Annotated in this window: 20 protein-coding genes; 13 read left to right on the top strand and 7 right to left on the bottom strand. The window is 60.1% G+C overall.

The window, feature by feature from the left end; all coding sequences use genetic code 11:
• The first annotated feature begins 134 nt into the window (after positions 1–134).
• The 6 genes from PH558_RS00770 to PH558_RS00745 all read left to right on the top strand — a co-directional run bounded on the left by PH558_RS00770 (position 135) and on the right by PH558_RS00745 (position 8,062).
• Positions 135–1,241: a CobW family GTP-binding protein gene (locus PH558_RS00770; protein ID WP_285201704.1), complete on the top strand. Its 1,107-nt coding sequence runs from the start codon at positions 135–137 to the stop codon at positions 1,239–1,241.
• Complete coding sequence (locus tag PH558_RS00765; RefSeq protein ID WP_285201702.1) at positions 1,241–2,230, top strand: WD40 repeat domain-containing protein; 990 nt, start codon at positions 1,241–1,243, stop codon at positions 2,228–2,230. The genes PH558_RS00770 and PH558_RS00765 overlap by 1 nt, the downstream gene beginning before the upstream one ends.
• Positions 2,231–2,307: 77 nt before the next feature.
• The gene (cysE, locus tag PH558_RS00760; RefSeq protein WP_285201696.1) at positions 2,308–3,123 is read left to right on the top strand and encodes a serine O-acetyltransferase; all 816 of its coding nucleotides are present in this window, start codon (positions 2,308–2,310) and stop codon (positions 3,121–3,123) included.
• A 324-nt stretch (positions 3,124–3,447) separates the two neighbouring features.
• On the top strand, positions 3,448–5,076 hold the full coding sequence (locus tag PH558_RS00755; protein ID WP_285201692.1) for a phospholipase C: 1,629 nt from the start codon (positions 3,448–3,450) through the stop codon (positions 5,074–5,076).
• A 19-nt stretch (positions 5,077–5,095) separates the two neighbouring features.
• A complete protein-coding gene (locus PH558_RS00750) occupies positions 5,096–6,478 on the top strand; it encodes a cytochrome-c peroxidase (protein ID WP_285201687.1) in 1,383 nt (460 codons plus the stop codon).
• 228 nt (positions 6,479–6,706) lie between these two features.
• Entirely contained in the window at positions 6,707–8,062 is a 1,356-nt protein-coding gene (locus PH558_RS00745) for a serine hydrolase domain-containing protein (protein ID WP_285201675.1), read from the top strand.
• Positions 8,063–8,231: 169 nt separating this feature from the next.
• Here the strand turns inward: PH558_RS00745 and PH558_RS00740 are convergent, their stop codons facing one another.
• Positions 8,232–8,822, bottom strand: coding sequence for a GNAT family N-acetyltransferase (locus tag PH558_RS00740; RefSeq protein WP_285201671.1), 591 nt, complete (start codon positions 8,820–8,822; stop codon positions 8,232–8,234).
• Positions 8,823–8,935: 113 nt separating this feature from the next.
• Positions 8,936–10,069, bottom strand: coding sequence for an ornithine/lysine decarboxylase (gene odc2 / locus PH558_RS00735; RefSeq protein WP_095435844.1), 1,134 nt, complete (start codon positions 10,067–10,069; stop codon positions 8,936–8,938).
• 528 nt (positions 10,070–10,597) lie between these two features.
• Between odc2 and PH558_RS00730 the strand changes: the two genes are divergently transcribed.
• From PH558_RS00730 to PH558_RS00720, 3 genes are all read left to right on the top strand, one after another.
• Positions 10,598–11,491 (top strand): LysR family transcriptional regulator, encoded by an 894-nt coding sequence (locus PH558_RS00730; protein ID WP_095435845.1) that lies wholly within the window; start codon positions 10,598–10,600, stop codon positions 11,489–11,491.
• Positions 11,492–11,581: 90 nt separating this feature from the next.
• The gene (locus tag PH558_RS00725) at positions 11,582–12,241 is read left to right on the top strand and encodes a DUF1007 family protein (protein ID WP_244575227.1); all 660 of its coding nucleotides are present in this window, start codon (positions 11,582–11,584) and stop codon (positions 12,239–12,241) included.
• Entirely contained in the window at positions 12,235–13,347 is a 1,113-nt protein-coding gene (locus PH558_RS00720; RefSeq protein ID WP_285201661.1) for a nickel/cobalt transporter, read from the top strand. Before PH558_RS00725 ends, PH558_RS00720 begins: the two co-directional genes overlap by 7 nt.
• A 37-nt stretch (positions 13,348–13,384) precedes the next feature.
• On the opposite strand, the gene PH558_RS00715 is transcribed toward PH558_RS00720, so the two are convergent.
• The 3 genes from PH558_RS00715 to PH558_RS00705 all read right to left on the bottom strand — a co-directional run bounded on the left by PH558_RS00715 (position 13,385) and on the right by PH558_RS00705 (position 15,156).
• Complete coding sequence (locus PH558_RS00715; protein ID WP_285201660.1) at positions 13,385–13,600, bottom strand: hypothetical protein; 216 nt, start codon at positions 13,598–13,600, stop codon at positions 13,385–13,387.
• Between the two features lie 90 nt (positions 13,601–13,690).
• Entirely contained in the window at positions 13,691–14,386 is a 696-nt protein-coding gene (locus PH558_RS00710; RefSeq protein WP_285201656.1) for a tellurite resistance TerB family protein, read from the bottom strand.
• A gap of 131 nt (positions 14,387–14,517) precedes the next feature.
• A complete protein-coding gene (locus PH558_RS00705; protein ID WP_285201652.1) occupies positions 14,518–15,156 on the bottom strand; it encodes a 2-dehydro-3-deoxy-phosphogluconate aldolase in 639 nt (212 codons plus the stop codon).
• Positions 15,157–15,316: 160 nt separating this feature from the next.
• Here PH558_RS00705 and PH558_RS00700 point away from each other — a divergent pair, with 160 nt between their 5' ends.
• Together PH558_RS00700 and PH558_RS00695 are read left to right on the top strand one after the other, a co-directional pair.
• A complete protein-coding gene (locus PH558_RS00700) occupies positions 15,317–15,802 on the top strand; it encodes a CYTH domain-containing protein (protein WP_015341155.1) in 486 nt (161 codons plus the stop codon).
• Complete coding sequence (locus tag PH558_RS00695) at positions 15,780–16,691, top strand: CHAD domain-containing protein (RefSeq protein ID WP_095435850.1); 912 nt, start codon at positions 15,780–15,782, stop codon at positions 16,689–16,691. Before PH558_RS00700 ends, PH558_RS00695 begins: the two co-directional genes overlap by 23 nt.
• A 160-nt stretch (positions 16,692–16,851) precedes the next feature.
• Here the strand turns inward: PH558_RS00695 and PH558_RS00690 are convergent, their stop codons facing one another.
• Positions 16,852–18,366, bottom strand: a complete 1,515-nt coding sequence (locus tag PH558_RS00690; protein ID WP_285201641.1) for an FAD-dependent oxidoreductase — start codon at positions 18,364–18,366, stop codon at positions 16,852–16,854.
• Positions 18,367–18,425: 59 nt separating this feature from the next.
• On the opposite strand from PH558_RS00690, the gene PH558_RS00685 reads away from it, so the two are divergent.
• Together PH558_RS00685 and trhO are read left to right on the top strand one after the other, a co-directional pair.
• Entirely contained in the window at positions 18,426–18,902 is a 477-nt protein-coding gene (locus PH558_RS00685; protein ID WP_244575341.1) for a MarR family winged helix-turn-helix transcriptional regulator, read from the top strand.
• 122 nt (positions 18,903–19,024) lie between these two features.
• Positions 19,025–19,966 (top strand): oxygen-dependent tRNA uridine(34) hydroxylase TrhO, encoded by a 942-nt coding sequence (trhO, locus tag PH558_RS00680; RefSeq protein ID WP_095436361.1) that lies wholly within the window; start codon positions 19,025–19,027, stop codon positions 19,964–19,966.
• 60 nt (positions 19,967–20,026) lie between these two features.
• Here trhO and PH558_RS00675 read toward each other — a convergent pair whose 3' ends face one another.
• On the bottom strand, positions 20,027–22,237 hold the full coding sequence (locus PH558_RS00675; RefSeq protein WP_285202714.1) for a putative bifunctional diguanylate cyclase/phosphodiesterase: 2,211 nt from the start codon (positions 22,235–22,237) through the stop codon (positions 20,027–20,029).
• Positions 22,238–22,239 lie beyond the last annotated feature (2 nt).

Genomic DNA, 22,239 nt, shown 5'->3' with positions numbered 1-22,239 from the left:
CGCCAAACCGCCTCTCCGCAATCCAATGTGATCTTATAACATATAAAAGCCTTTGAACTGGCGTCTCCAACTCCTTATATGGAAGCCGACCAATGTCTGCTCCCCGGGGCAACCTTCCATATTTCGAGGCTCCCATGACCGAAACAGCCACGCAAAAGCCCGTTCCCGTCACCGTTCTCACCGGCTATCTCGGCGCCGGCAAGACGACGCTGCTCAACCGCATCCTGTCCGAAAATCACGGCAAGAAATACGCCGTCATCGTCAACGAGTTCGGCGAGATCGGCATCGACAACGACCTGATCGTCGAGTCGGACGAAGAAATCTACGAAATGAACAACGGCTGCGTTTGCTGCACCGTTCGCGGCGACCTGATCCGCGTCGTCGAAGGCCTGATGCGCCGCCCCGGCCGCTTTGACGGCATCATCGTCGAAACGACCGGCCTTGCCGATCCGGTTCCCGTCGCCCAGACCTTCTTCATGGACGACGATGTCCGCGCCAAGACCGAGCTCGATGCCGTCGTCGCACTCGTCGACGCCAAGCACCTGCCGCTACGCCTGAAGGACAGCCGCGAAGCCGAAGACCAGATCGCCTTTGCCGACGTCGTCGTCATCAACAAGTCCGATCTCGTCTCTCCGGAAGAACTGGCCCAGATCGAAGATATCGTTCGCGCCATCAACCCGGCTGCCCGCGTCTACAAGACGACCCGTTCCGGCGTCGAGCTTGCACGCGTGCTGAACCAGGGCGCCTTCAATCTGGAACGCGCGCTGGAAAATGATCCGCATTTCCTCGAGCACGGCCACGAGGATCACGTCTGCGGTCCGGATTGCGATCATCACCATCACGACCATGATCACGATCACCACCATCATCATGATCATGATCATGATCATCACCACCACGATCACGACCATCATCACCACGGCCTGTCGCCAATCCACGACGTCACCGTGCAGTCGGTTTCGCTGCGTGGCGGCGAGATGAACCCGGAGCGCTTCTTCCCCTGGATCCAGAAGGTTACGCAGACGCAAGGCCCGAACATTCTGCGCCTCAAGGGCATCATCGCCTTCAAGGACGACCCGGAGCGTTATGTCGTTCAGGGCGTCCACATGATCATCGAAGGCGATCACCAGCGCCCCTGGAAAGACGGCGAGAAGCATGAAAGCCGCCTCGTCTTCATCGGCCGCGAACTCGACCGCGAAAAGCTGGAAGCCAGCTTCAAGGCGTGCGAGGCGTCTGCCTGATGCCGACTGTTGCTCCGCTTGATATCGACGGCCACGTTCTGGCCGTCGAATTTTTAGGTGATACCCCTTTCTTCGCCAGCGCCGCCGGCGCAGTCCACCGCCTCGAAGGCGGCGAGAAGGTTACCGAAGCCCATCACGGAATGCTGACCTGCATCCGCGATCCCTATAGCGAGAGCCTGATTTCGGGCGGTGAGGACGGCAAGGTCTTGCGGATCGCAGCCGATGGCAGCACAACGGTACTGGCCGAAGCGCCGCGCAAATGGATCGGCCAGCTTGCAGCCGGCCCGCAGGGCGCCGTCGCCTATTCCTACGGCAAGAGCACCTTCGTACGGCTCTCCGACGGGACGACGAAAGAGTTTCCGGAAGAACGTACCGTCGAAGGCATCGCCTTCGCTCCCAAGGGCCTGCGCATCGCGGTTGCCCGCTATAACGGCGTATCCCTGCACTGGGTCGGCATGAGCGGTCAGCCGATCAATCTCGAATGGAAAGGCGCCCATACGCGCGTCACCTTCTCGCCGGATGGCCAGTTCATCGTCACGACCATGCAGGAAAATGCGCTGCACGGCTGGAAGCTGGATACAAAGCCCGGCGCCGAAGCGCGCCATATGCGCATGACCGGCTATCCCGCCAAAGTGAAGTCGCTCTCCTGGTCCAACAAGGGCAAGTGGCTTGCCTCGTCGGGCGCACCGGCGGCGATCGTCTGGCCCTTCCAGGGCAAGGATGGCCCGATGGGCAAGGCACCGCTGGAGCTCGGCACGCGCGCCAACATCATGGCAACCTCCGTAAAATTCCATCCCGCCGAGGATATCCTCGCCATCGGCTTCATCGATGGTATGATCCTAGCGGTTCGCATCGGCGACGCCAAGGAAGCGCTCTTGCGCCGGCCCGGCAAGGGTGCGATCACATCGATGAGCTGGAGCAAGTCCGGCAAGCTGCTCGCCTTCGCCTCCGAAGCCGGCGACTGCGGTGTCGTGGACATCTCCGGTTAAAGCAATTCCAAGAAAAGTGCACAGCTGTTTTCCGTCCGGAATTGCGTGAAAACAATGAGATGCAGAGAGACAGGATTATGCCTCAGTCAGGAACGGCAATCGCCGGAAATCCACCTGCCCCAGCCGAAAACGTCTGGGACGTGATCCGTTGCGAAGCCGCCGAACTGGCGGCGCGCGAGCCGACGCTTGCGCCGCTGCTGCAGGTGCAATTGCTTGCCGGAAACTCCGATGCCGAAAGCCTTGCCAACGTACTGGCCGCCCGGCTCTGCGTCGTCAGGATCGAGCATGGTAACATGCTGTCGCTGCTGTCGGACGTGTTGGCGCGATATCCAGTCCTCCTGCAGGCAACCGAAGCAGATCTCGTTGCCGTGCGAACCCGCGACCCCGCCTGCACTACCTACCTGCACGCGCTTCTCAATCTGAAGGGCTTCCACGCCCTGCAGACGCACCGCATCGCCCATGCGCTCTGGGCGGAGGGCCGCAAGGAAATTGCGAGCTGGCTCTCCAATCTCGTCTCGCTCGTCTTCGGCCCGGATATCCATCCGGCCGCGAAGATCGGCACCTCGATCATGCTCGACCACGGCTCTGGCATCGTCATCGGTGAGACCGCCGTCATCGAGGATGAGGTCTCCATCCTGCAGAACGTCACGCTCGGCGGTACGGGCAAGGAGAGCGGCGACCGTCACCCGAAAATCCGCCACGGTGTGATGATCGGCGCCGGCGCCAAGATCCTCGGGAATATCGAAGTCGGCGCCTTCAGCAAGGTTGCCGCGGGCAGCGTCGTGGTCAAACCCGTGCCGCCGCATTGCACCGTTGCAGGCGTCCCGGCTGTGGTCGTGCGCATCCATCGCGCCGACGAGATTCCGGCTGAGACGATGGATCAGAATATCTGATTTCACCGAATGAAGGACTGTGGCTACCTCATGCTGAGGAGGCCCAAGGGCCGTGTCGAAGCACGAGGAGGGTGAGGAAACACCCCGCTGGCAGTCCGTGACATAAGGTAGCACTGTAAACGCTCCGGACAGGCGTCTCGTACCGTTCTGCATCCAGCACAGCAGAATCAAGTGCTTGCCGGAGATGCCATATCAATGACGCAATCGCCTGTCCGCGCCCTTCATGGAACTGTCATACTCCATTGATAGCTCGAAAGGGTTCTCTATGCCCGGCGTGGCGCAAATGCGTCGGAGCAATGCCCCCCACTCGAAGAGGATATGACGATGACCAGTTTTTCACGTCGCGCCGCCCTTGCAGCCGGCAGCGCGCTTGGCCTTGTTTTGCTCTGTTCCACCGCCGACGCCGCTGACGTAAGCCCGATACCGAATACCGCAACCCCCATCAAGCATCTTGTCGTGATCTTCCAGGAAAATGTGTCCTTCGACCATTATTTCGCAACCTACCCCAAGGCTGCAAATGTCGATGGCGAACCGGCATTCAAGGCGGCCGACAGTACGCCGACCGATATCAACACGCTCGCCAATGCTGGCCTTCTCGACAACAATCCGAACAAGACCAACACGGCAAACGGCGCCGATGCGGTTGCCCCCTTCCGGCTCGACCGCACGCAGGCGGCAACCCAGTCGCAGAACCACGGTTACACCGCCGAACAGGCCGCCTACAACAATTTCGCCATGGATCTTTTCCCAGCCAATACCGGCAAGGGCACCAAGGGTGCTGCCGGCGCCTTCGGCACGAAGGGACAGGTCATGGGCTATTACGACGGCAACACCGTTACGGCCTACTGGAACTATGCTCAGCACTATGCGATGAGCGACAATTCCTTCTCCACCAATTTCGGCCCCTCGACACCGGGCGCGCTGAACCTCATCTCCGGCCAGACAAATGGCGCCATCCTGCCGCCTGGCTATACGCTGGAAAGCGACGGCACCTATTCCAAGGGCCGCATCGTGCCCGACGGTAATGGCGGCTGGACTGCGATCAGCGACTTCGATCCGACCGGCGACGTCTGTTCGGTCGGCCAGACCGCGCTGATGTATGGCAAAAATATCGGCGACATGCTGAATGAGCACAAGATCACCTGGGGCTTCTTCGAGGGCGGTTTCGATCTGACGGCGACCAACCCGGATGGCACGACAGGCTGCAAGCGCGCGACCACGTCGACCATCACCAAGGTCAACTACACCGACTACATTCCGCATCACCAGCCGTTCCAGTATTACGCCTCGACCGCCAACCCGACGCATGCGCGCCCCTCTTCCGTGGCGGCGATCGGCACGACGGATGCAGCAAACCACCAATATGACATGACCGACTTCTATGCGGCGGTGAAGAACGGCAACATGCCCACAGTCAGCTTCCTGAAGGCGCCGGCCTATCAGGACGGCCATGCCGGCTATTCCGATCCGCTCGACGAGCAGGAATTCGTAACTGAGGTGGTCAACACCGTGCAGAATTCGCCGGATTGGAAGGATACTGCCATCATTATCCTCTACGACGATTCCGACGGCTGGTATGATCATGCCCATGCGGTCGTCAATCCATCGAAAATCCCCGTCAAGGGCTATGACGTGCTGAGCGGCGACAGCTGCTCCACCGGCACCGCGCTGCCCGGCGTCAACGGCCAGCCGGCGCAGGGACGCTGCGGCTACGGCACGCGCCAGCCGCTGCTCGTCATCTCGCCCTATGCCAAGGTCAACTTCGTCGACCATACGCTGACCGACCAGACCTCCGTCATGCGTTTCATCGAAGACAACTGGATGGCCGGCGCCCGCCTCGGCGGCGGCTCCTTCGATGTGCTCTCGGGCTCGCTGAACACCATGTTCGACTGGTCCAAGGGTGATACGCCTAAGCTGATCCTCGATCCGAAGACAGGCAATCAGGCATCATAAGACTATAAGGGAGACGGAAATGCCCTTGATCAACCGCCGTCTCCTGCCGCTCATCGCACTCGCGGGCCTGTCGCTTGCGGGTGCGGCTGTCGGCATGGCAAGCGAACCGGCCGCCAGTGCTTCGACAACTGATGGCTATGATGACCGGGTACTGCTGAGCGCGATGGCCCAGCTTGGCAAGAAGCTGTTCTTCGATCCATCGCTTTCAGGCGGCGGCCAGATATCCTGCGCCACCTGCCATGATCCGGCCAACCACTATGCGCCGGCCAATGGCCTCGCCGTCCAGCTCGGTGGCCCGCATCTCGATCGGCCGGGCATTCGCGCGGTGCCGAGCCTCGCCTACAAAATGTCGACGCCTTCCTTCTCGATCGGAGAAGAGAGCGCTGCCGACGAAGCGGCGGAAGCCTCGCCGATGACCGAAGCATCGGGCGTGGCTCTCGCCAATGCCCCCGCCGCCGTCACCGGCCCGCTGACCGCCCAAGCGGTCGTCAAGGCCGAAGCGGCAGCCGCAGTAAACCTCGTGCCGCAGGGCGGCATGTTCTGGGATGGGCGGGTCGATTCGCTGGAGGAGCAAGCCCTGCAGCCAATGATCTCGCCTTTCGAAATGGCGAATGCCGATGCGGCCACCGTCTATGCCAAGCTAAAAGAGAGTTACGGCAAGGAGATTTCGGCGCTCTTCGGCGACAATATCCTCAACGATCAGGACATGACGATCTCCGAGATCGGCTTCGCGCTCGCCCGCTATCAGATCGAGGAAAACTCCTTCCATCCCTATACCAGCAAGTACGATTACTATCTGCGCGGCAAGGCAGTGCTGACGGATGCGGAAGCGCGGGGTCTGAAACTGTTCGACGATGCGAACAAGGGCAATTGCGCCTCCTGCCACCTCGACAAGATGACCGGCGATGGGCAAATGCCGAACTTCACCGATTTCGAGTTCGAGGCGCTCGGCGCACCGCGCAATCCCGCCATTTCAGCCAATGCCGATGCGCATTACTACGACACCGGCATTTGCGGCCCGCTGCGCAACGACACCTATTCCGCCCAGCAGCAGAATTGCGGGCTGTTCAAAACGCCGACGTTGCGCAATGTCGCTACCCGTCACGTTTTCTTCCACAATGGCGTCTACCGCACACTGGAGGATGTCACCCGCTTCTACGTCAAGCGCGATACCAATCCGGAGGAAATCTATCCGAAGGATGCAAGCGGCAAGGTGCTGAAATATGATGACCTGCCGGCGCAGTATCAGGCCAACATCGACGTCATCGACGCACCGATGAACCGCAAGCCCGGCGATGCACCCGCGCTCAATGACGCCGAGATCGCCGATGTCGTCGCTTTCCTGAAAACGCTGACGGATGGATACGATCCGGCGAAGGACGGCATCAAGGCTGCGAAATAGAAACGCCTCCGCCCGACTACCAGCCCCTAAGTTAAATGTCGAACCCAGTTTGACACTGGTACCGAATCCCTTGTGGCATGGGCCTTTCGGACGGATTATTTTGTTGGAAATATCTTCGGCAGGCATTTTGCGACGCCGTAAAATCAAGTCGCAAGACTGTCGCTTTAATTGGGAATTTCGCGATATCTTTCGTGGCTTTTCGATTGTCTCGTTAATAGGTCGCGAAACATGCGCCGATTTCGAAAATTCTCCGTTGTTGTTATCGTGATCGTAGTTTTTGGGGTTTCTGCAGTGAGCGGGTGGCTGACCATCAGCCCTCCCGATTTACTGCTGGTCGCCACGGGCTATGCAGCTAATATGGTTTGCTCAAACGTGTTCATTGCAAAACGCGACGCGGATGCGGTCATTGCAACCGACGTGGAGTTTGCGCTCTCGCACACCGTTAAACGAATGAGGATCAAGGTCGATACCAGCAAACAACGTGTCGAAGTGGCATATCTGGGCCTGTTCGCCAGACGTTACGCCCAATACGAGGAGGGACGAGGTTGCGCTCTGGATTCAATGGAAGAGGTCCATTCTCGCGCTGCCGCAACTTCTTTGCCTCCAAAGACATCTGATGCGCTCTGGCCGGCAGGCGACAGGGTGCAGTTGTCGGACGACAAGCGTTTACGGGCTGTGTTGAATGATCCGGCGTTTCAGGGACCTGGAATGCGCGCGATCGTCGTTGTTCGTGATGGACACATTGTCGGTGAAGCCTATGGTGAAGGCTTCGGGCCTTCGACGCCATTGCTAGGTTGGTCGATGACGAAGACCGTGAACGCGGCACTGGTCGGCTTGGTGATCAAGGACGGAAAGCTGTCGCTCGATCAGAAAAATCTATTCCCGCAATGGGCCGATGATGCACGCAAGGACATTTCCGTGGCCAATTTGATGTCCATGACAAGCGGCTTAAAATGGAGTGAAGAAGGCAATTTCCCTGATACCTATATATTGGAGGATCTTGCAAAAGATGCAGCGGCTTTCGCGAGAGACCGGCCTCTTGTCGCTCCGCCCGGCACAAAATTCAATTATTCAGGTGGCTCATCGGTTCTGCTGGCGCGGCTTTGGCAGAATGCGGTTGGGGCAGATGCACAGGCGTTTCCGCAGGAACGGTTGTTCAAGCGCCTGGGCATGACTAGCGCCGTTCTTGAAGCGGATCCTTCCGGCACATTTCTCGGCGAGGCCTATCTCTTCGCTAATGCCCGGGATTGGGCCCGCTTCGGCGAATTCCTGCGCCTGAACGGGGAGTGGAACGGTAAACAGCTTTTGCCGAGCGGCTTTGTGGACTATATGCGCTCGCCTGTGCCAGCCTCCGACGAGGGACATGGTCCCGCTTATGGCCGCGGACAGCTTTGGTTAGGCCCGGGTCAAGGATTTACCCTACCGGTCGACACATTCATGATGCAAGGGCATCTCCGTCAGGTGATTGCGATCATTCCTTCGCTTAAACTCGTGGCTCTGCGGATGGGATTGACCCGCGAAGATATCGGTTACAGCAACGCGAAGCTGCTGTATGCGATTGTCACAGCGTTGAAAAAGTCCTGACTTTCCCGACAAACCCTCAGGACTAAACCTTCCTGTAAACTCCTGTCGTAAACCTCCCTGACAAAACCCAGAGTTTCGCGATAAATATTTACGACAGACGCATTCCACATTTCGGTTAAAGGCTGGCACCTGACTGGGCGAAGGCCTTCTTCAGAACTGCTTGTTCTCTTTATGCAGCCTTTGCTATCGGCGGCTGGGCCAGTTTGCGGCCGCTGGCGACGATCATGCCGGCGGCGCTGTCGAGCCAGCCTTCCTTGAGTTCGAGAGCCAGGAAGCGCTCGCGCTGGAACGGGCCTGGCATGACAAGATGGCGTGTCTTTGCGGCGAAGAAACCGAAACGCTCGTAGTAAGGCGCATCGCCAACGAGCAGGATCGCGCCATGGCCGCGTTTCTTGGCTTCCAGGATGGCGGCGCGCATCAGCGCGGAGCCGATGCCCTTGCCTTCATAGGCGGGATCGATCGCCAGCGGGCCGAGCAGCAGCGCATCGACCGGACGGGTCTCGCGATCGACGCCGGCTTCGACGTTCCACAGACGGACCGTGCCGATGACATGGCCGGCGCGATCGCGCGCGACCAGCGCCAGGCCCTCAGCCGGCACCCGGCCCTGGCGCAGCTTTTCCGACGACTTCTTGCGGCGGTCTGGCCCCATGGCGCGATCCAGCAGGTTTTCACGCGCAACGACATCGCCTGCATTTTCCAGGTCGAGGGTGAATGTGGACGGCGCAAAGAATGCGCGGACAGAATCAAGAACAGCGGCCATCTCGGCCTCCCGTGCCCAATACCGTTATCAGCGGTGGTGACGAACTATTGTGAGGGTGCCGCCCCGGCTGGCTACGGGGGCAGCTTTGTCGAACTTCAGATCCCTGCCGGACCTCAGATAATGTAGGCCTTCAACGGATCGAAGCCGTTGAACGCCACAGCCGAGTAGGTCGTGGTGTAGGCGCCGGTGCCTTCAATCAGGACCTCGTCGCCGATGGTGAGCGACACCGGCAGCGGATAGAGGTTCTTCTCATAGAGCACGTCTGCCGAATCGCAGGTCGGGCCGGCGATGACGCATGGTTCCATCTCGTCGCCATCGCGCGTCGTGCGGATCGGGTAACGGATCGCCTCGTCCATGGTTTCGGCCAGACCGCCGAACTTGCCGATATCGAGGAAGACCCAGCGAGCGGCGTCATTGTCCGACTTCTTCGAAATCAGGACGACTTCAGCCTTGATCACGCCGGCATTGCCGACCATGCCGCGGCCCGGCTCGATGATCGTGTGCGGGATCTGGTTGCCGAAATGGGCGCGCAGAGACGCAAAGATCGCCTTGCCATAGGCTTCGGCCGAGGGAACGTCGCGCAGATACTTGGTCGGGAAACCGCCGCCCATGTTGACCATCTGCAGGTGGATGCCCTGCTTGGCGAGCGAGACGAAGACGCGCTTGGCATCTGCAAGAGCATCGTCCCAGGCATCGACCTTGGTCATCTGCGAGCCGACGTGGAAAGACACGCCGTAGGATTCCAGGCCCAGCTGATGTGCGTAGACGAGAACGTCGACGGCCATCTGCGGGACGCAGCCGAACTTGCGCGACAGCGGCCATTCCGCGCCTTCGCCATCCGTCAGGACACGGCAGAACACGCGGGCGCCGGGAGCGGCACGCGAAATCTTCTCGACTTCCTCGTGGCTGTCGACGGCGAAGAGGTTGATACCGAGTGCATGCGCACGGGCGATATCGCGCTCCTTCTTGATGGTGTTGCCGTAGGAGATACGTTGTGCGGTCGCGCCGGCATCGAGCGCCATTTCGATTTCGGCGACGGACGCGCAATCGAAATTGGAACCGAGGCTTGCGAGCAGGCGCAGCACTTCCGGAGCCGGATTGGCCTTGACGGCATAATAGATGGCGCTGTCCGGCATGGCATGACGGAAGGCGTGAAAATTGTCGCGGACGACGTCGAGATCGACCACCAGGCAAGGACCGTCCGGACGTCGGCTAGCGAGGAAATCGCGAATACGTTGCGTGGTCATGTCAATTCCCTTTCAATTCCAAAGGCTCCGGGGAAAACCCAGAGGACAAAGGGCGACGCTCATTCGCTTAGGAACCAGCCGGTGGAGACCCCGGTACCGTGCAAATGCGCGAAGCGCGGATGATGAACCAGTGCCGCAAGCGGCGCTAATTCGCTTTGTCTGCCATGGATTGGAGGGAATATCCCAACCGCACTTCCGGCAATGAAGGTGTGCCTCTTCAGTAACCCCGGCTGATGGAAAGCCGGGAGAGAACAAAAAGGCCCGCACCGTCGTTGCTTCAGATGTCCTCGCATTTTCCGGTTGGCCGGAATAGCGACTGGAGGGGTTAATTCCAGGTACCTTACCGATTTTCTCACCACATCGAGGATCGGCGGACACCCACGGGCACGTGCGACTTTGGGCTGACCCCGAAATAGGAATATTCGCCGACATAATCAAGAAAATTTTTCTCCCATGCCCGAAAAAAATAATTGAACAAACCGGCGCATTTTGTTCAACATCCGGAAACAGTTAGCGGGAGGCTTCACCATGGATACTTTGACCCGGATTCGCGCCTTTATCGACGTGGTCGAGGCCGAGGGATTTTCGGCTGCCGCCCGCAAGACCGGCCGTTCTAAGGCGCTCTTGTCGAAATATGTCCGCGAACTGGAAGACGAGCTGGGGGCGCTGCTCTTGAACCGCACGACGCGTCAGTTTTCGATGACCGAGGCCGGCCATACCTATTATCGCACCGCCTCCGATATCCTGAAGGAGATCGACAATCTTGCCGACCTCGTGCGCGAGAACAATCAGCAGCTTAAAGGCCGGCTGCGCGTTTCCGTGCCGCGCACCTTCGTCGATGCCGATGTCGGGCAGTCGCTGATCGATTTTGCCAAGGAGAATCCCGATCTGGCGCTGGAAATCGCCGCCGACGACCGCTTCGTGGACCTGATTGAGGAAGGCTTCGATGTCGCCGTCCGTATCACCAAGCTCGAAGACTCCGGCATGATTGCCCGCAAGATTTCCGATTTCCGCGTCCATCTCTGCGCGACGCAGTCGTTCCTCGATCGCTATCCGACGCTGGAACACCCGACTGACCTTGCGCGCATACCCTTCATCATCGACACCAACACCCGCTCGCAAGGCACCATTCGCTTCGTCGACGCCGACAGCACGACCTTCAACGTCGCCATCAACGGCACGCTCGAGGTCAACAGCCCGCATGCGACGTTGCGTGCGGCGCTCGCGGATCTCGGCGTTGCCATCGTCCCGGATTTCATCGGCCGCAAGGCGATCGAAAGCGGACAGTTGCTGACGCTCTTCAATGACTATCTGCCGACGGACCGCGGCATCTATGCCGTCTACCCGCACCGCCGCTACCTCCCGGCCAAGGTGCGCATCTTTGTGGACTACCTGCACAACTGGTTCCGCAAGAATGGCTGAACGGCCAAGATTGGCCGGCCGGTCCCAATTCCGTCTCATTTCCTGACCAGAAAACGAAGTGAATCAATGCTCGCGAAACATATCGGACGCATGAGAAAATCCACGACCGCCTACGCTGTTGCCCTGACCGGCGGCCTGTTGCTCGTGCCGACCGTAGCAGCGGCACATCCGCATATTTTCGTGGAAGCCCGTCTGGAAGTGCTCGCCGGCGCCGATGGCAATGTGCAGGAACTGCGCAATGTCTGGCGCTTCGACGAGGTGTTCTCTTCCTCCGTCCTCATGGATTTCGACAAGAACACCAACCTGAAGCTCGATCCCGACGAGCTGAAAGAAGTCGGCAAGACCGTGCGCGAGTCACTGGCCGATTACGATTATTATGCGAACCTGACGCTCAACGGCAAAGTGGTCAAGGTCGATAAGCCCGATGTCATCAATGTCGATTTCCGCGACGGCCAGCTTCTGATGTTTTTCGCCGTCAAACCGGCCGAACCAATGCCGCTCGCCAAGGGCAACAAGCTGAGCTTCGGCATCTACGACCCGACGCTCTATACCTCGATCGACTTTCCGAGCGACAATGAACTGGTGACGGAGGGCGACGCCTTCAAAAGCTGCACGCATAAGGTCGTCCGGCCCAATCCAGATGAGGTGATCGCCGAGAACAGGTCGACATTGACGGATGCCTTCTTCAACGATCCGACGGGAACGACCATGTCGAAGCTCTTTGCAACGCGGATAGATGTGCAATGCTGATTTCGAGAATGAGGACGCTCGCGCCGGCCGCAGCTATCGCCCTTCTGGCGGCAGCCGGTCTCGCCCATGCTGCCGGCTCACCGCTGGGCATTGGTACGGCCGAGCCGAGCTTCCAGCCGATGGGCGGGCCGCTTGCGCCGATCTTCCTCTATGTAAATTACGAGCAGCAGGCCTTCTATCGCGCGCTCACCAAGTCCATCGAAGCCATGCGCCAGGACCCGTGGCAGCTCTGGACGCTGATCGGTCTCTCCTTTGCCTACGGCATCTTCCATGCCGCCGGCCCCGGCCACGGCAAGGCTGTCATATCCTCCTACATGGTCGCCAATGAGATCGAGCTGAAACGCGGCATCGGCATCTCCTTCATCTCCGCGCTTATTCAGGGCCTCGTTGCCGTCCTCGTCGTCGGCGCCGCCTATTTCGTCCTGCGCGGCTCAGGCATCACCATGACGATGGCGACCAATGCTATGGAGATCACGAGCTTCGTCATGGTCATTCTGTTCGGCAGCTGGCTCTTGTTCCGCAAGCTGCGGGCGATGATGCAGAGCCGGGCCCAGCATCAGGAAATGCAGCTTGCGACTTCGGCGGGGCCGATCAGCCTCTCGCTGTTCGAAGGAGCCGCGACGGGTACGGATTCGGCAAGAGCTTTTGCCCGCAGCAGCGCCGCGATACCCGCTGCCGGCGGCTACCAATGCTACGATCCCGCCCATGCGACCGGCGATGGCGCTTACTGCGAGACGTGCGGCCATGCCCATCTTCCCGATCCGAAGATGCTGTCGAACGAAAAATTCAGTGCTCGCGAGGCCTGGTCCGCCATTGCCGCCGTCGGTCTGCGTCCCTGCTCGGGCGCGCTCCTTGTCATGACCTTTTCGATGCTGAACGGCCTCTATCTTGGCGGCCTGCTATCGGTCCTTGCCATGTCGATCGGCACGGCGCTCACCGTCTCGCTGCTTGCCATCATCGCGGTCTTCGCGAAAGGCACCGCCGTCCGCTTCACCGGCAAGGGCTCGAGACTTTCGGCTTGGGTGAGCAACGGCATCGAGATCCTCGGCGCGCTGCTCGTCATCTGCACGGGCATTATCCTGCTCGGCGCCTCGCTGCAGAACTGAGCGATTTCCGAGGGTTCGGGAGAACCTTAGTTGGAGCTTACGGCCCATTGCGCCGCTGATAGCGTGCCCGCATCCAGAACACGAAGAAGAAGGCCAGGATGACGAGCACGCCGAAACCGGTGCCGAGCCATGGCGAGATCGAGCCGAGCCAGACGATAACGCTCGGCATCAGGTAAAGCACGGCTGTCGCAACCAGCAGGATAACGCCGGCCGCGATTGCCGCCGAGCGGGTTTCGCTTTTCTTATCCGTCAATATAGCCATCCCCTGACGCCCCGACATGAGTTTCGGCGAAGGCTTAGGCCAGCTGCCGAGGAAAGGCAACCGGCCCTATCGTCACACGCGTCAGACTTTAGCGCCTGCAACGGTCGCCTCGATATGGTCGACCAGCGCATCGGCGAGACCGAGGCGACCGGCAAGCAGATCGAGATAGCCGCGTTCGGCCCGCGAATCCGGCTCGATCGCCAGCCGCGATGCGGTATAGACCTGCACGCGCTGCTCTTCGGTCTTTGCAGAAGCGACGATGGCATCGAGATCGACTGGATTGGCAAGCTCGCGCTGGAAGAAGGCCTCCGCCTCGGATCCGACACCAGCCTCATGCACCTTGCCGAGGATGTGCTGGCGCTCCGCATCGTCGATATGGCCATCAGCACGGGCGGCCGCGATCATGGCCCGCACCAGAGAAAGCGCAAAATCGTTGCTGGCGACGGCCGGTGCCGTGCTGAAGCCGGAATCCGACGGCGGCGGCAGGAACTGCGGCTCGGCCTGCGGTGCCGGCTGCGGCTGGTTGCCGTCGCGGTAATTCTTGTAGGCCTGATAGCCGAGGCCTGCGATGGCTGCGAGACCGCCGAGCGCCAGCGCATTTCCGGCGACCTGGCGGCCGGTCTTCGTCCCCAGCAGCACGCCGGCAATCGCGCTCGTTGCCATCGGATTGTCCCTGGCAAGATTGATGGCCTGGGTTGCCCTGTCTCTCACGGTCCCCTGCACGCCTGGAACCTGCGATCCCAGGAACTGGTCAAGAAGCTTGCGGGCGTCGATCATATGGATGGTCCTCCGTCCTTTGATGGTGAGAGGGAGATAGGAAGCGCAACCGCAAATACCAATCCGCGGAATGCAAAAAGGCGCGCGGAAAGCTCCACGCGCCTCTGGAATCGAATTGGGTAGGCCCAGTCTCAGCCCTTGAGCGCAGCGGCCTCAGCAGCAAGCTTGGTGATCCCGGCCCAATCGCCTGATGCCACCAACTCCTTCGGAGCAACCCAGGAGCCGCCGACGCAGATGACATTCGGCAGCGATAGATAATCATGCGCATTCTTCAGCGAAATGCCGCCGGTCGGGCAGAAGACCGTGCCGGCGAGCGGTGACGACAGGGCCTTGAGATAGGAAGCGCCACCGGCCTGCTCTGCCGGGAAGAACTTCAGCACCGTATAGCCTTCCTCGCGCAGCGCCATGACTTCGCTTGCCGTAGCAGCACCCGGCAGCAGCGGCACGTGCGAGCCGCGCGCAGCATCGAGCAGTTCTTGCGTCGTGCCGGGGCTGACGATGAACTTCGAACCGGCTTCGACGGCTGCATCCCACTGGCTCACGTTGAGGATCGTGCCGGCGCCGACTTCGGCACCCTCGACTTCTTCGGCGACAGCGCGGATCGCATCGAGCGCGCCGGCGGTGCGCAGCGTGATCTCGATGGCCTTGAGACCGCCCGCAACCAGCGCGCGGGCAAGCGGCACGGCCGATTTCGCATCTTCGACGATCAGCACGGGGACAACGGGCTGCAGTTTCAGGATGGAAAGAAGCTTCTCGGTTTTCTCGCCCATGGTCGGTTCACTCCCTTTAAAACGATTGAAATCCGGCTTTCGAATAGCCTTCCCGAAGATGCTTGTCGAGACAAAAGCTCACTTTAAATACGACGGGTAGGAAATCGCGGCAACTTGCTATAGGTTATTCCAATCTGTGCCGGTGGAGCATGTCAAACGCATGGCAAAAGAGATCGAGCGAAAGTTTCTAGTGCGCGGCGATCACTGGCGTGATTCCGTTTCTGAGCGGCTGATCCTGCGACAGGGATATATTGCCTCCATGGCAGACCGTTCCGTGCGCATACGGCTGACGAACGACACCAAGGCAACCTTGACGATCAAGATCGGCAAGGCAATGACGAGAGACGAATTCGAATATGAGATCCCCGTCGACGAGGCGGAGGAATTGCTGGAAACGGCGATCGGGCTCGTCATCGAGAAGACCCGCCACAAAGTGCAGTTCAAGGGCTTTACCTGGGAAGTAGATGTCTTCCGCGGCGCCCATCGCGGCCTCGTGATCGCTGAAGTGGAAATGGACGACGAAAGCGACAATCCGGAACTGCCGGACTGGATCGGACGCGAGGTAACCGGCGAATACCGCTATTCCAATCAGGCCCTGGCGACGCAGTTCGAGCAGGAGTACGATGAGCTATCGCATACGGCCTGACCGAGCCCTTGATGACGAGGTGCACACAGCAGCCGCGCATCAACTCGGCAAGGCAATGGCCGTACTGACGGACAGACCGCAGGGCCTGCACGAAGCGGTTCACGCCGCCCGCAAGAATATCAAGCGCGTGCGCGCGCTCTACCGGTTGATAGCTCCAGTCGCGCGCGAATTTCAGCAGCGGGAAAATGACCGGCTTCGGAATATGGCACGCACGCTTTCCGGTGTGCGCGATGCGACCGCACTGATCGAGATCGGTCATTATCTGCAGGCAACCGCCAGATCCGCGGAAGAACTGCACGCGCTGACCCGCGTCAGCGATCTGCTGACCATCAGGCGCGACCGCCTGGCGGCGGCGCAAACCGATCTCGAAGACAAGGCACAGGCAGCAATCGCGACATGTGCCGGCGCGCGCGAGGCGTTAAAGGAGATATCCTTCGACTGCGGCCGGCGCGACACGGCCCGTCTTTTTCAGAAAAGCTGGCGCAAGAATGTCCACAAGGCGATGCAGGCGTTGTCCGAATGCCATGTGGAAGCGGCCCACGTCGAGAGCTTTCATGATCTGCGCAAACGCAGCCAGGATTACTGGATGCATCACATGCTGTTGCGCGATGTCTGGCCGGCCGCCATGCATGCCAAGCAGCTGGAGGCCAAGGCCTTGGTAGACGTGCTCGGCCGCTATCTCGACATGTCGATATTGATCGATGTCGCAGACCGCGAGCCGCATCTCTTCGACAGGAGCGACGATCACGCCCGCCTGCTGGAAGCGATCATTGCCCGGCAGCAGACCGCGCGCGAGGAAGCGCTGGAGCGAGCCCGCTGGGTCTTCGCCGACAAACCGAAGAGCGAAGCACGGACTATCAAGAACCTTTGGCTAGAGGCGGCCGATTGACGGGGGCACGCGCCCGGCTCAGGCAGTTCAATCGGTATGACGTGGCCGTTGCTTTAAAGCATGTCGGGCAAAAGTGTGCAGCGGTTTGCGACAACGACATGCCCAAATCAAAGACTTAGTCCAACGTGCAAGAAGCGAATCCGAAAGATCGCGACGCGCTTTAGGCGCGCCACATATCCGCCGAACCAAGCCCCACTTGCACGAAATAGCCTTCCAGCATCGCAATGTCGTCGGCCGCAGCGATCGCGCCAATATATCCGTCCGGCCGCACGAGCACCCATTCTCCGGGGGAGAGAGCGTAGATGTCGCGCAGATGGCCCCCGGCATCGACCATGTCGCCTGACCGGCCGAAAGTATGAATATGCAGCCCTGTGCGCGGCGGCACCGATCCCGGCTGCACCTCATAGCCGAGCAATGTCCAATGCGGGCCTCGGAACAGATCGAACAGCCTTTTCGGCTGGCCGGCGGCGCCACGGATCGGCGCATCCGGAGCTCGGTCGCCGGCAGACAGATGACCGCTGCGCCCAAGCGTTTCGAGCGCAAGCGAAGACGAAGGATAACCTATATCGAGTTGGCGCACCTCGCGACCGCGCCGCATGTCGCCCTGTTTCTGGGCATCAAGAAGCCTTGTTGCCAGACCGAGCATCGCAGCCGCGATGGGCTGACGCTCCTCTTCATAGCTGTCGAGCAGCTTGTCGTCGGCTCCATTGGCGGCCGCTGCCAGCTTCCATCCGAGATTATAGGCATCCTGCACGCTGGTATTGAGGCCTTGACCACCGGTCGGCGGATGAATGTGGGCGGCATCACCGATGAGAAACACGCGGCCGACACGGTATCGATCGGCCAGTCGCGCATTCATGGTGTAGGCCGACGACCACGACACGGATTGGATATGGATATCGTCGCGCCTGGTCCGCTCCGCCACCATGGCTTTCAGCCCTTCGGCAGAGAGGTCGATATCATCGTCGAGAGGGATCGGCCCCTGTATCTGGAACATCTCGGTCCCGGCAAGCGGGCAGAACATGATCTGCCGGGTCATGTCGCCTTCGTTGAAGCGATGCCAGGCATCGCGCGTGAGACCGGTCAAGATAACATCGGCCACGATGGCGCGAACGCCAAGGGTCTTGCCGGGAAAGTCGATATCAAGGGCGTGGCGAACGAAACTGCGGCCGCCATCGGCGCCTACGAGCCAGCGCACCCGAAGAATTTCCTCTCCAGTCTTGCTTTCGAGACGCGCCGTCACGCCACCCGGGTCCTGCTCGAAACCAACCAGTTCGCAGCCGAATTGCGGCTTGTGGCCAAGCTCGAGCAACCTCTCGCGCATTACCTTTTCGGTCAGGAATTGCGGTATCATCAGCGGCAGATGATACGGTTCGGCCGGGGTCGGGTCCTGATGCTCGGCAATGTCGGATTCAATAAAACTGCCGTCCTCGCGATATCGCCGCTCGGGCGGATACATGCCGCCGGCCGCGACGATCCGATCGAGAATGCCGAGATCCTCGAAGATTTCCTGGGTTCGCGGCTGAATACCCTTGCCGCGCGAACCACGGAAAGGTCCGTCCATCTTTTCGATCAGACGGAAGGAAATTCCTCTCCTTGCCAAATCGATGGCCAGCGCGAGGCCGGCCGCACCCGCACCACAAATCAGCACATCGGCTGCAAATTGCTCTGTCATTTCCACCCCCATATGTGTAATATGCACACACTTAAAAGAAGGGTGGCCCGGTGTCAATAATAAGCTTGCAAAATACACATATCAGCGCTCAACTACGCGAACTCCATAGCGCGCTGGTCGAAATCGTCGGCGTCATGAACCGGCCCCAGCGCGATGAAGCGATGATCAAGGAGGCGGGCATCTCTCTCGATCGCGCATTGTTTTCCCTGTTGGTTCTGGTGGAACGGCTCGGCCCCATCGGCGTCGTCGAACTGGCCGATCGCGTCGGGCGCGACTACACCACCGTCAGCCGTCAGGTTGCGAAGATGGAGGGGCTTGGACTGATCAGCCGGCAGGAGAACGCGATAGACCGCCGCCTTCGCGAGGCTGTCATCACCGAACAGGGAAAAGCGATGACCGATCGCATCGATGAGGCGCGCGAGAGGATCGTACGGTCCATTTTCGCCAAATGGGACGACCGGGATATCGAGGACCTTGTGCGGCTCATGCGCAGGTTTGCCGACGACATCAAGGATGATGCGCCGCCTGCACGATAAGCTCATCTTGAAATGCCTTTCTTTGACATCGTATCTGACACCGATCGGGCAGAATGGCGAAGGCACAGGCTGCGGCGTAAATCCCGATTGCCTGAAAGCCCGCAAAATTGTATTTCACCGGCATGACCGACATGCTTTCAGATCCACGGCGCGACGCGACTGGCGCATTCCTCGTTGCCGCGCTCTATCATTTTGTTTCCTTTCCGCGCTTCGAAAGCCTGCGCGAGCCTCTGCTTGCGCTCTGCGAGGAAAAGGGCGTCAAGGGCACGCTGCTGCTGGCCCATGAAGGAATCAACGGCACGATCGCCGGCACGGATGCCGCTATCGGCGCCGTGCTCGCCTTCCTGCGCGCCCAGCCGGAATTTGCCGGCCTCGAGCACAAGGAAAGCCGCGCGTCGAAAATGCCGTTCGTGCGCATGAAGGTGAAGCTCAAGAAAGAGATCGTCACCATGGGTGTCGAAGATATCGACCCGACCAAGGTCGTCGGCACTTATGTCGCGCCGAAGGACTGGAATGCGCTGATCTCAGATCCGGACACCATCGTCATCGACACCCGCAACGACTATGAGACCGCCATCGGCCTTTTCAAGGGCGCGGTCGACCCGAAGACCAAGACCTTCCGCGAGTTTCCCGACTGGGTGCGCGACAATACCGGCCTGCACAACAAGCCGAAGATCGCCATGTACTGCACCGGCGGCATCCGCTGTGAGAAGGCGACCGCTTTCATGAAGCAGCAGGGCTTCGACGAGGTCTATCACCTTAAAGGCGGCATCCTGAAATATCTGGAGGAAGTGCCGGCGGAAGAAAGCCTTTGGGAAGGCGCCTGCTTCGTCTTTGACGAGCGCGTCTCGGTCGAACATGGCCTGAAGGAGGGCGATCACAAGCTCTGCCACGCCTGCCGCAACCCCATTACATCAGAGGAAGTGACTTCACCCTTTTACGAGGCCGGTGTTTCCTGCAGCCACTGCTACCACGAACGCACTGAAGAAGACCGCGAGCGCTATCGCGAAAGGCAGCGGCAGATCGCGCTTGCCCGCAAGCGTGGCCACGAGCATATCGGCTAAAGCATTTTCGGAAAACTGTGGTGCGACTTCCCCCGGGAATGCACGAATGCTCCGGACGTATCAGGCGGCGGCGTGCTCTTCGTCCAGCGCGGTTGCCATCTGCACCACAAGCCGCTTGCTGATCTCGGCGTCCGGCATTGGCTTGCCGTAGAAGTAGCCCTGTAGCTCGTCGCAGCCGAAGTCTTCCAGTGCCCTTCCCTGCGCCTCGGATTCGATGCCTTCGGCTGTAACGGGAATATCGAGCGAACGCGCCAGCGCCACGGTCGCCTTCACCATTTCGCGGGCGCGGTTGTCTTCCAGCACATTCATCGTCAGCGAGCGATCGATCTTGATGCGGTCAAAACCGAACTGACGCAGATAGCCGATGGAGGAGAAACCGGAGCCGAAATCGTCGAGCGCCACCTTGACGCCGAGCCTCTTCAACCGCTCGATCGACTGGCGGGTGCGCTCGGGATTTTGAATGATATAGCCTTCGGTGATTTCCAGCGTCACCCGCTCAGCTTCGATTTCGGTACTGTTGAGCACGCTGCGGACATAATCGGCAAAGGCGGGATTGCGGAACTGGCCCGGCGAAACGTTGACGGCAACACGCAGATCCGGCCAGTGCCTTGCCGCCTCGCAGGCCTTACGCAGGACAAGCAGGCCCAATGCCTCGATCAGGCCGCTGGTTTCGGCAATGGGAATGAAGGCCTCCGGCGAAATTGGCCCGTGGCCGGGACGGTTCCACCGCACCAGCGCTTCGACGCCGATCATCTCGCAGCTCGATGCATCGACCAGCGGCTGGTAGGCGAGCGTCAGTTCCTCCATCTCGATCGCGCGACGCAGATCGAGCTCCAGCGCATTGCGCTCCTCGCGATGCGCATCCATGGCTGTCTCGTAGCAGGTCATGCGGGCGCGGCCGGCTTCCTTGGCCTTGTACATGGCAAGATCGGCGCGTCGCACCAATTCCTCACGATCGATACGGCCCTCAGGCGAGCTCGCGATGCCGATGCTGGCGCCGACCACGACCACCCGGCGACCGATCTCCAGAGGCTCGGCAAGGAAATCTAGGATCTGCTCAGCCAACCGCAAAGCTGGGGCGTCATTAAGCTCCTTCGTCGGGAAGGCGATGGCGAATTCATCACCTCCAAGGCGCGCCAAGGCCGCCTGCGGTGGCACGAGAACCTTGAGCCCAGCGGCTACCGCGCGGATGAGCTGATCGCCGGTACCATGCCCGTAGGCGTCGTTGATTTCCTTGAAGCCATCGAGATCGAGGTAGAGAAGCAGGACATTGGTGCCGTCGGAGCGCGCCCGATCGACCAGACGATCCACATCGAGCCGCAATCCCTCACGATTGAGAAGCCCGCTCAGCCGGTCGCGCAGCGAGACTTGACGTGCCTGAACTTCCTCCGCCCGCAGCCGGCGCCCCGCCAGCGAGCCCAAGATCAGCAGCACGACGAAGAACAGACCCACCAGACCAAGTGCGCCGAGCACCAATGGGCGGACTTGCTGATAGCTCATGTCCCCCGGCTGGCGCGAGCTCCACACCAGCCGTCCCAGCGACTTGCCGAGTGGATCGACGATGGAGACGGCATATCGGGCAACTGTATCCGGCGGCACCAGCGTCAAGCCGCTGATGACGTAGGTGTTGGCGAGCATCTTGATCCGATCGGCGTCAAGGTAGCGGACGAGGATCAGATAGCGCCGATGACCTTCCGGCACCGGAATGCGACCGGATCTTTCGCGGATCGTCGCGGCCCCGGCGGCGGCGATACCATCTCTGGTCATGATGTAGCCCGAAGCTTCCGGCACCCCCGTCACACGCGTTGTTCGCGCCTGATCGACGAGCGCCCAGACGGCCGCACCGAGGACATCCTCAATATTCTCGGTCAATGGCTGGCCATCGTGGTAAGCGACGATCGGCTTGTTGTTGTCATCAACGATGACGGCAGTATCGAACAGCGCACCGTTGGAGGAAATGTCGCCGTAATTGCCGACGATCCAGCCTTGATTATCAGTCCCATAGACGTTTCGTGCCGCATCGTTGCGGGCGGAATGGTCATGCAGCGTCGCTTCCAGTTGTCCCTGAAACGTCTTCAATGCACCGACGGTCGTTTCCCAGGAGCGCTCGTCATCCAGCTTGTTGGAATAATCGGCGACGCGGCCGATCGCGGTAAGAACCATCAAGGTCACGACGGCAACGATCAATGCGAAGCAAATCAAAACGGCCGTCACGATGGAATGACGACCGATCTGCGCATTTTTCCGCGGTGACTTGAAAATTGCTCCCAACA

Origin of the sequence: Rhizobium pantanalense (assembly GCF_030182525.1) — a bacterium.
GTDB lineage: Bacteria > Pseudomonadota > Alphaproteobacteria > Rhizobiales > Rhizobiaceae > Rhizobium.
Note: the sequence above shows the minus strand (reverse complement) of the source record. Positions and strands in the feature narration are given on the sequence as shown.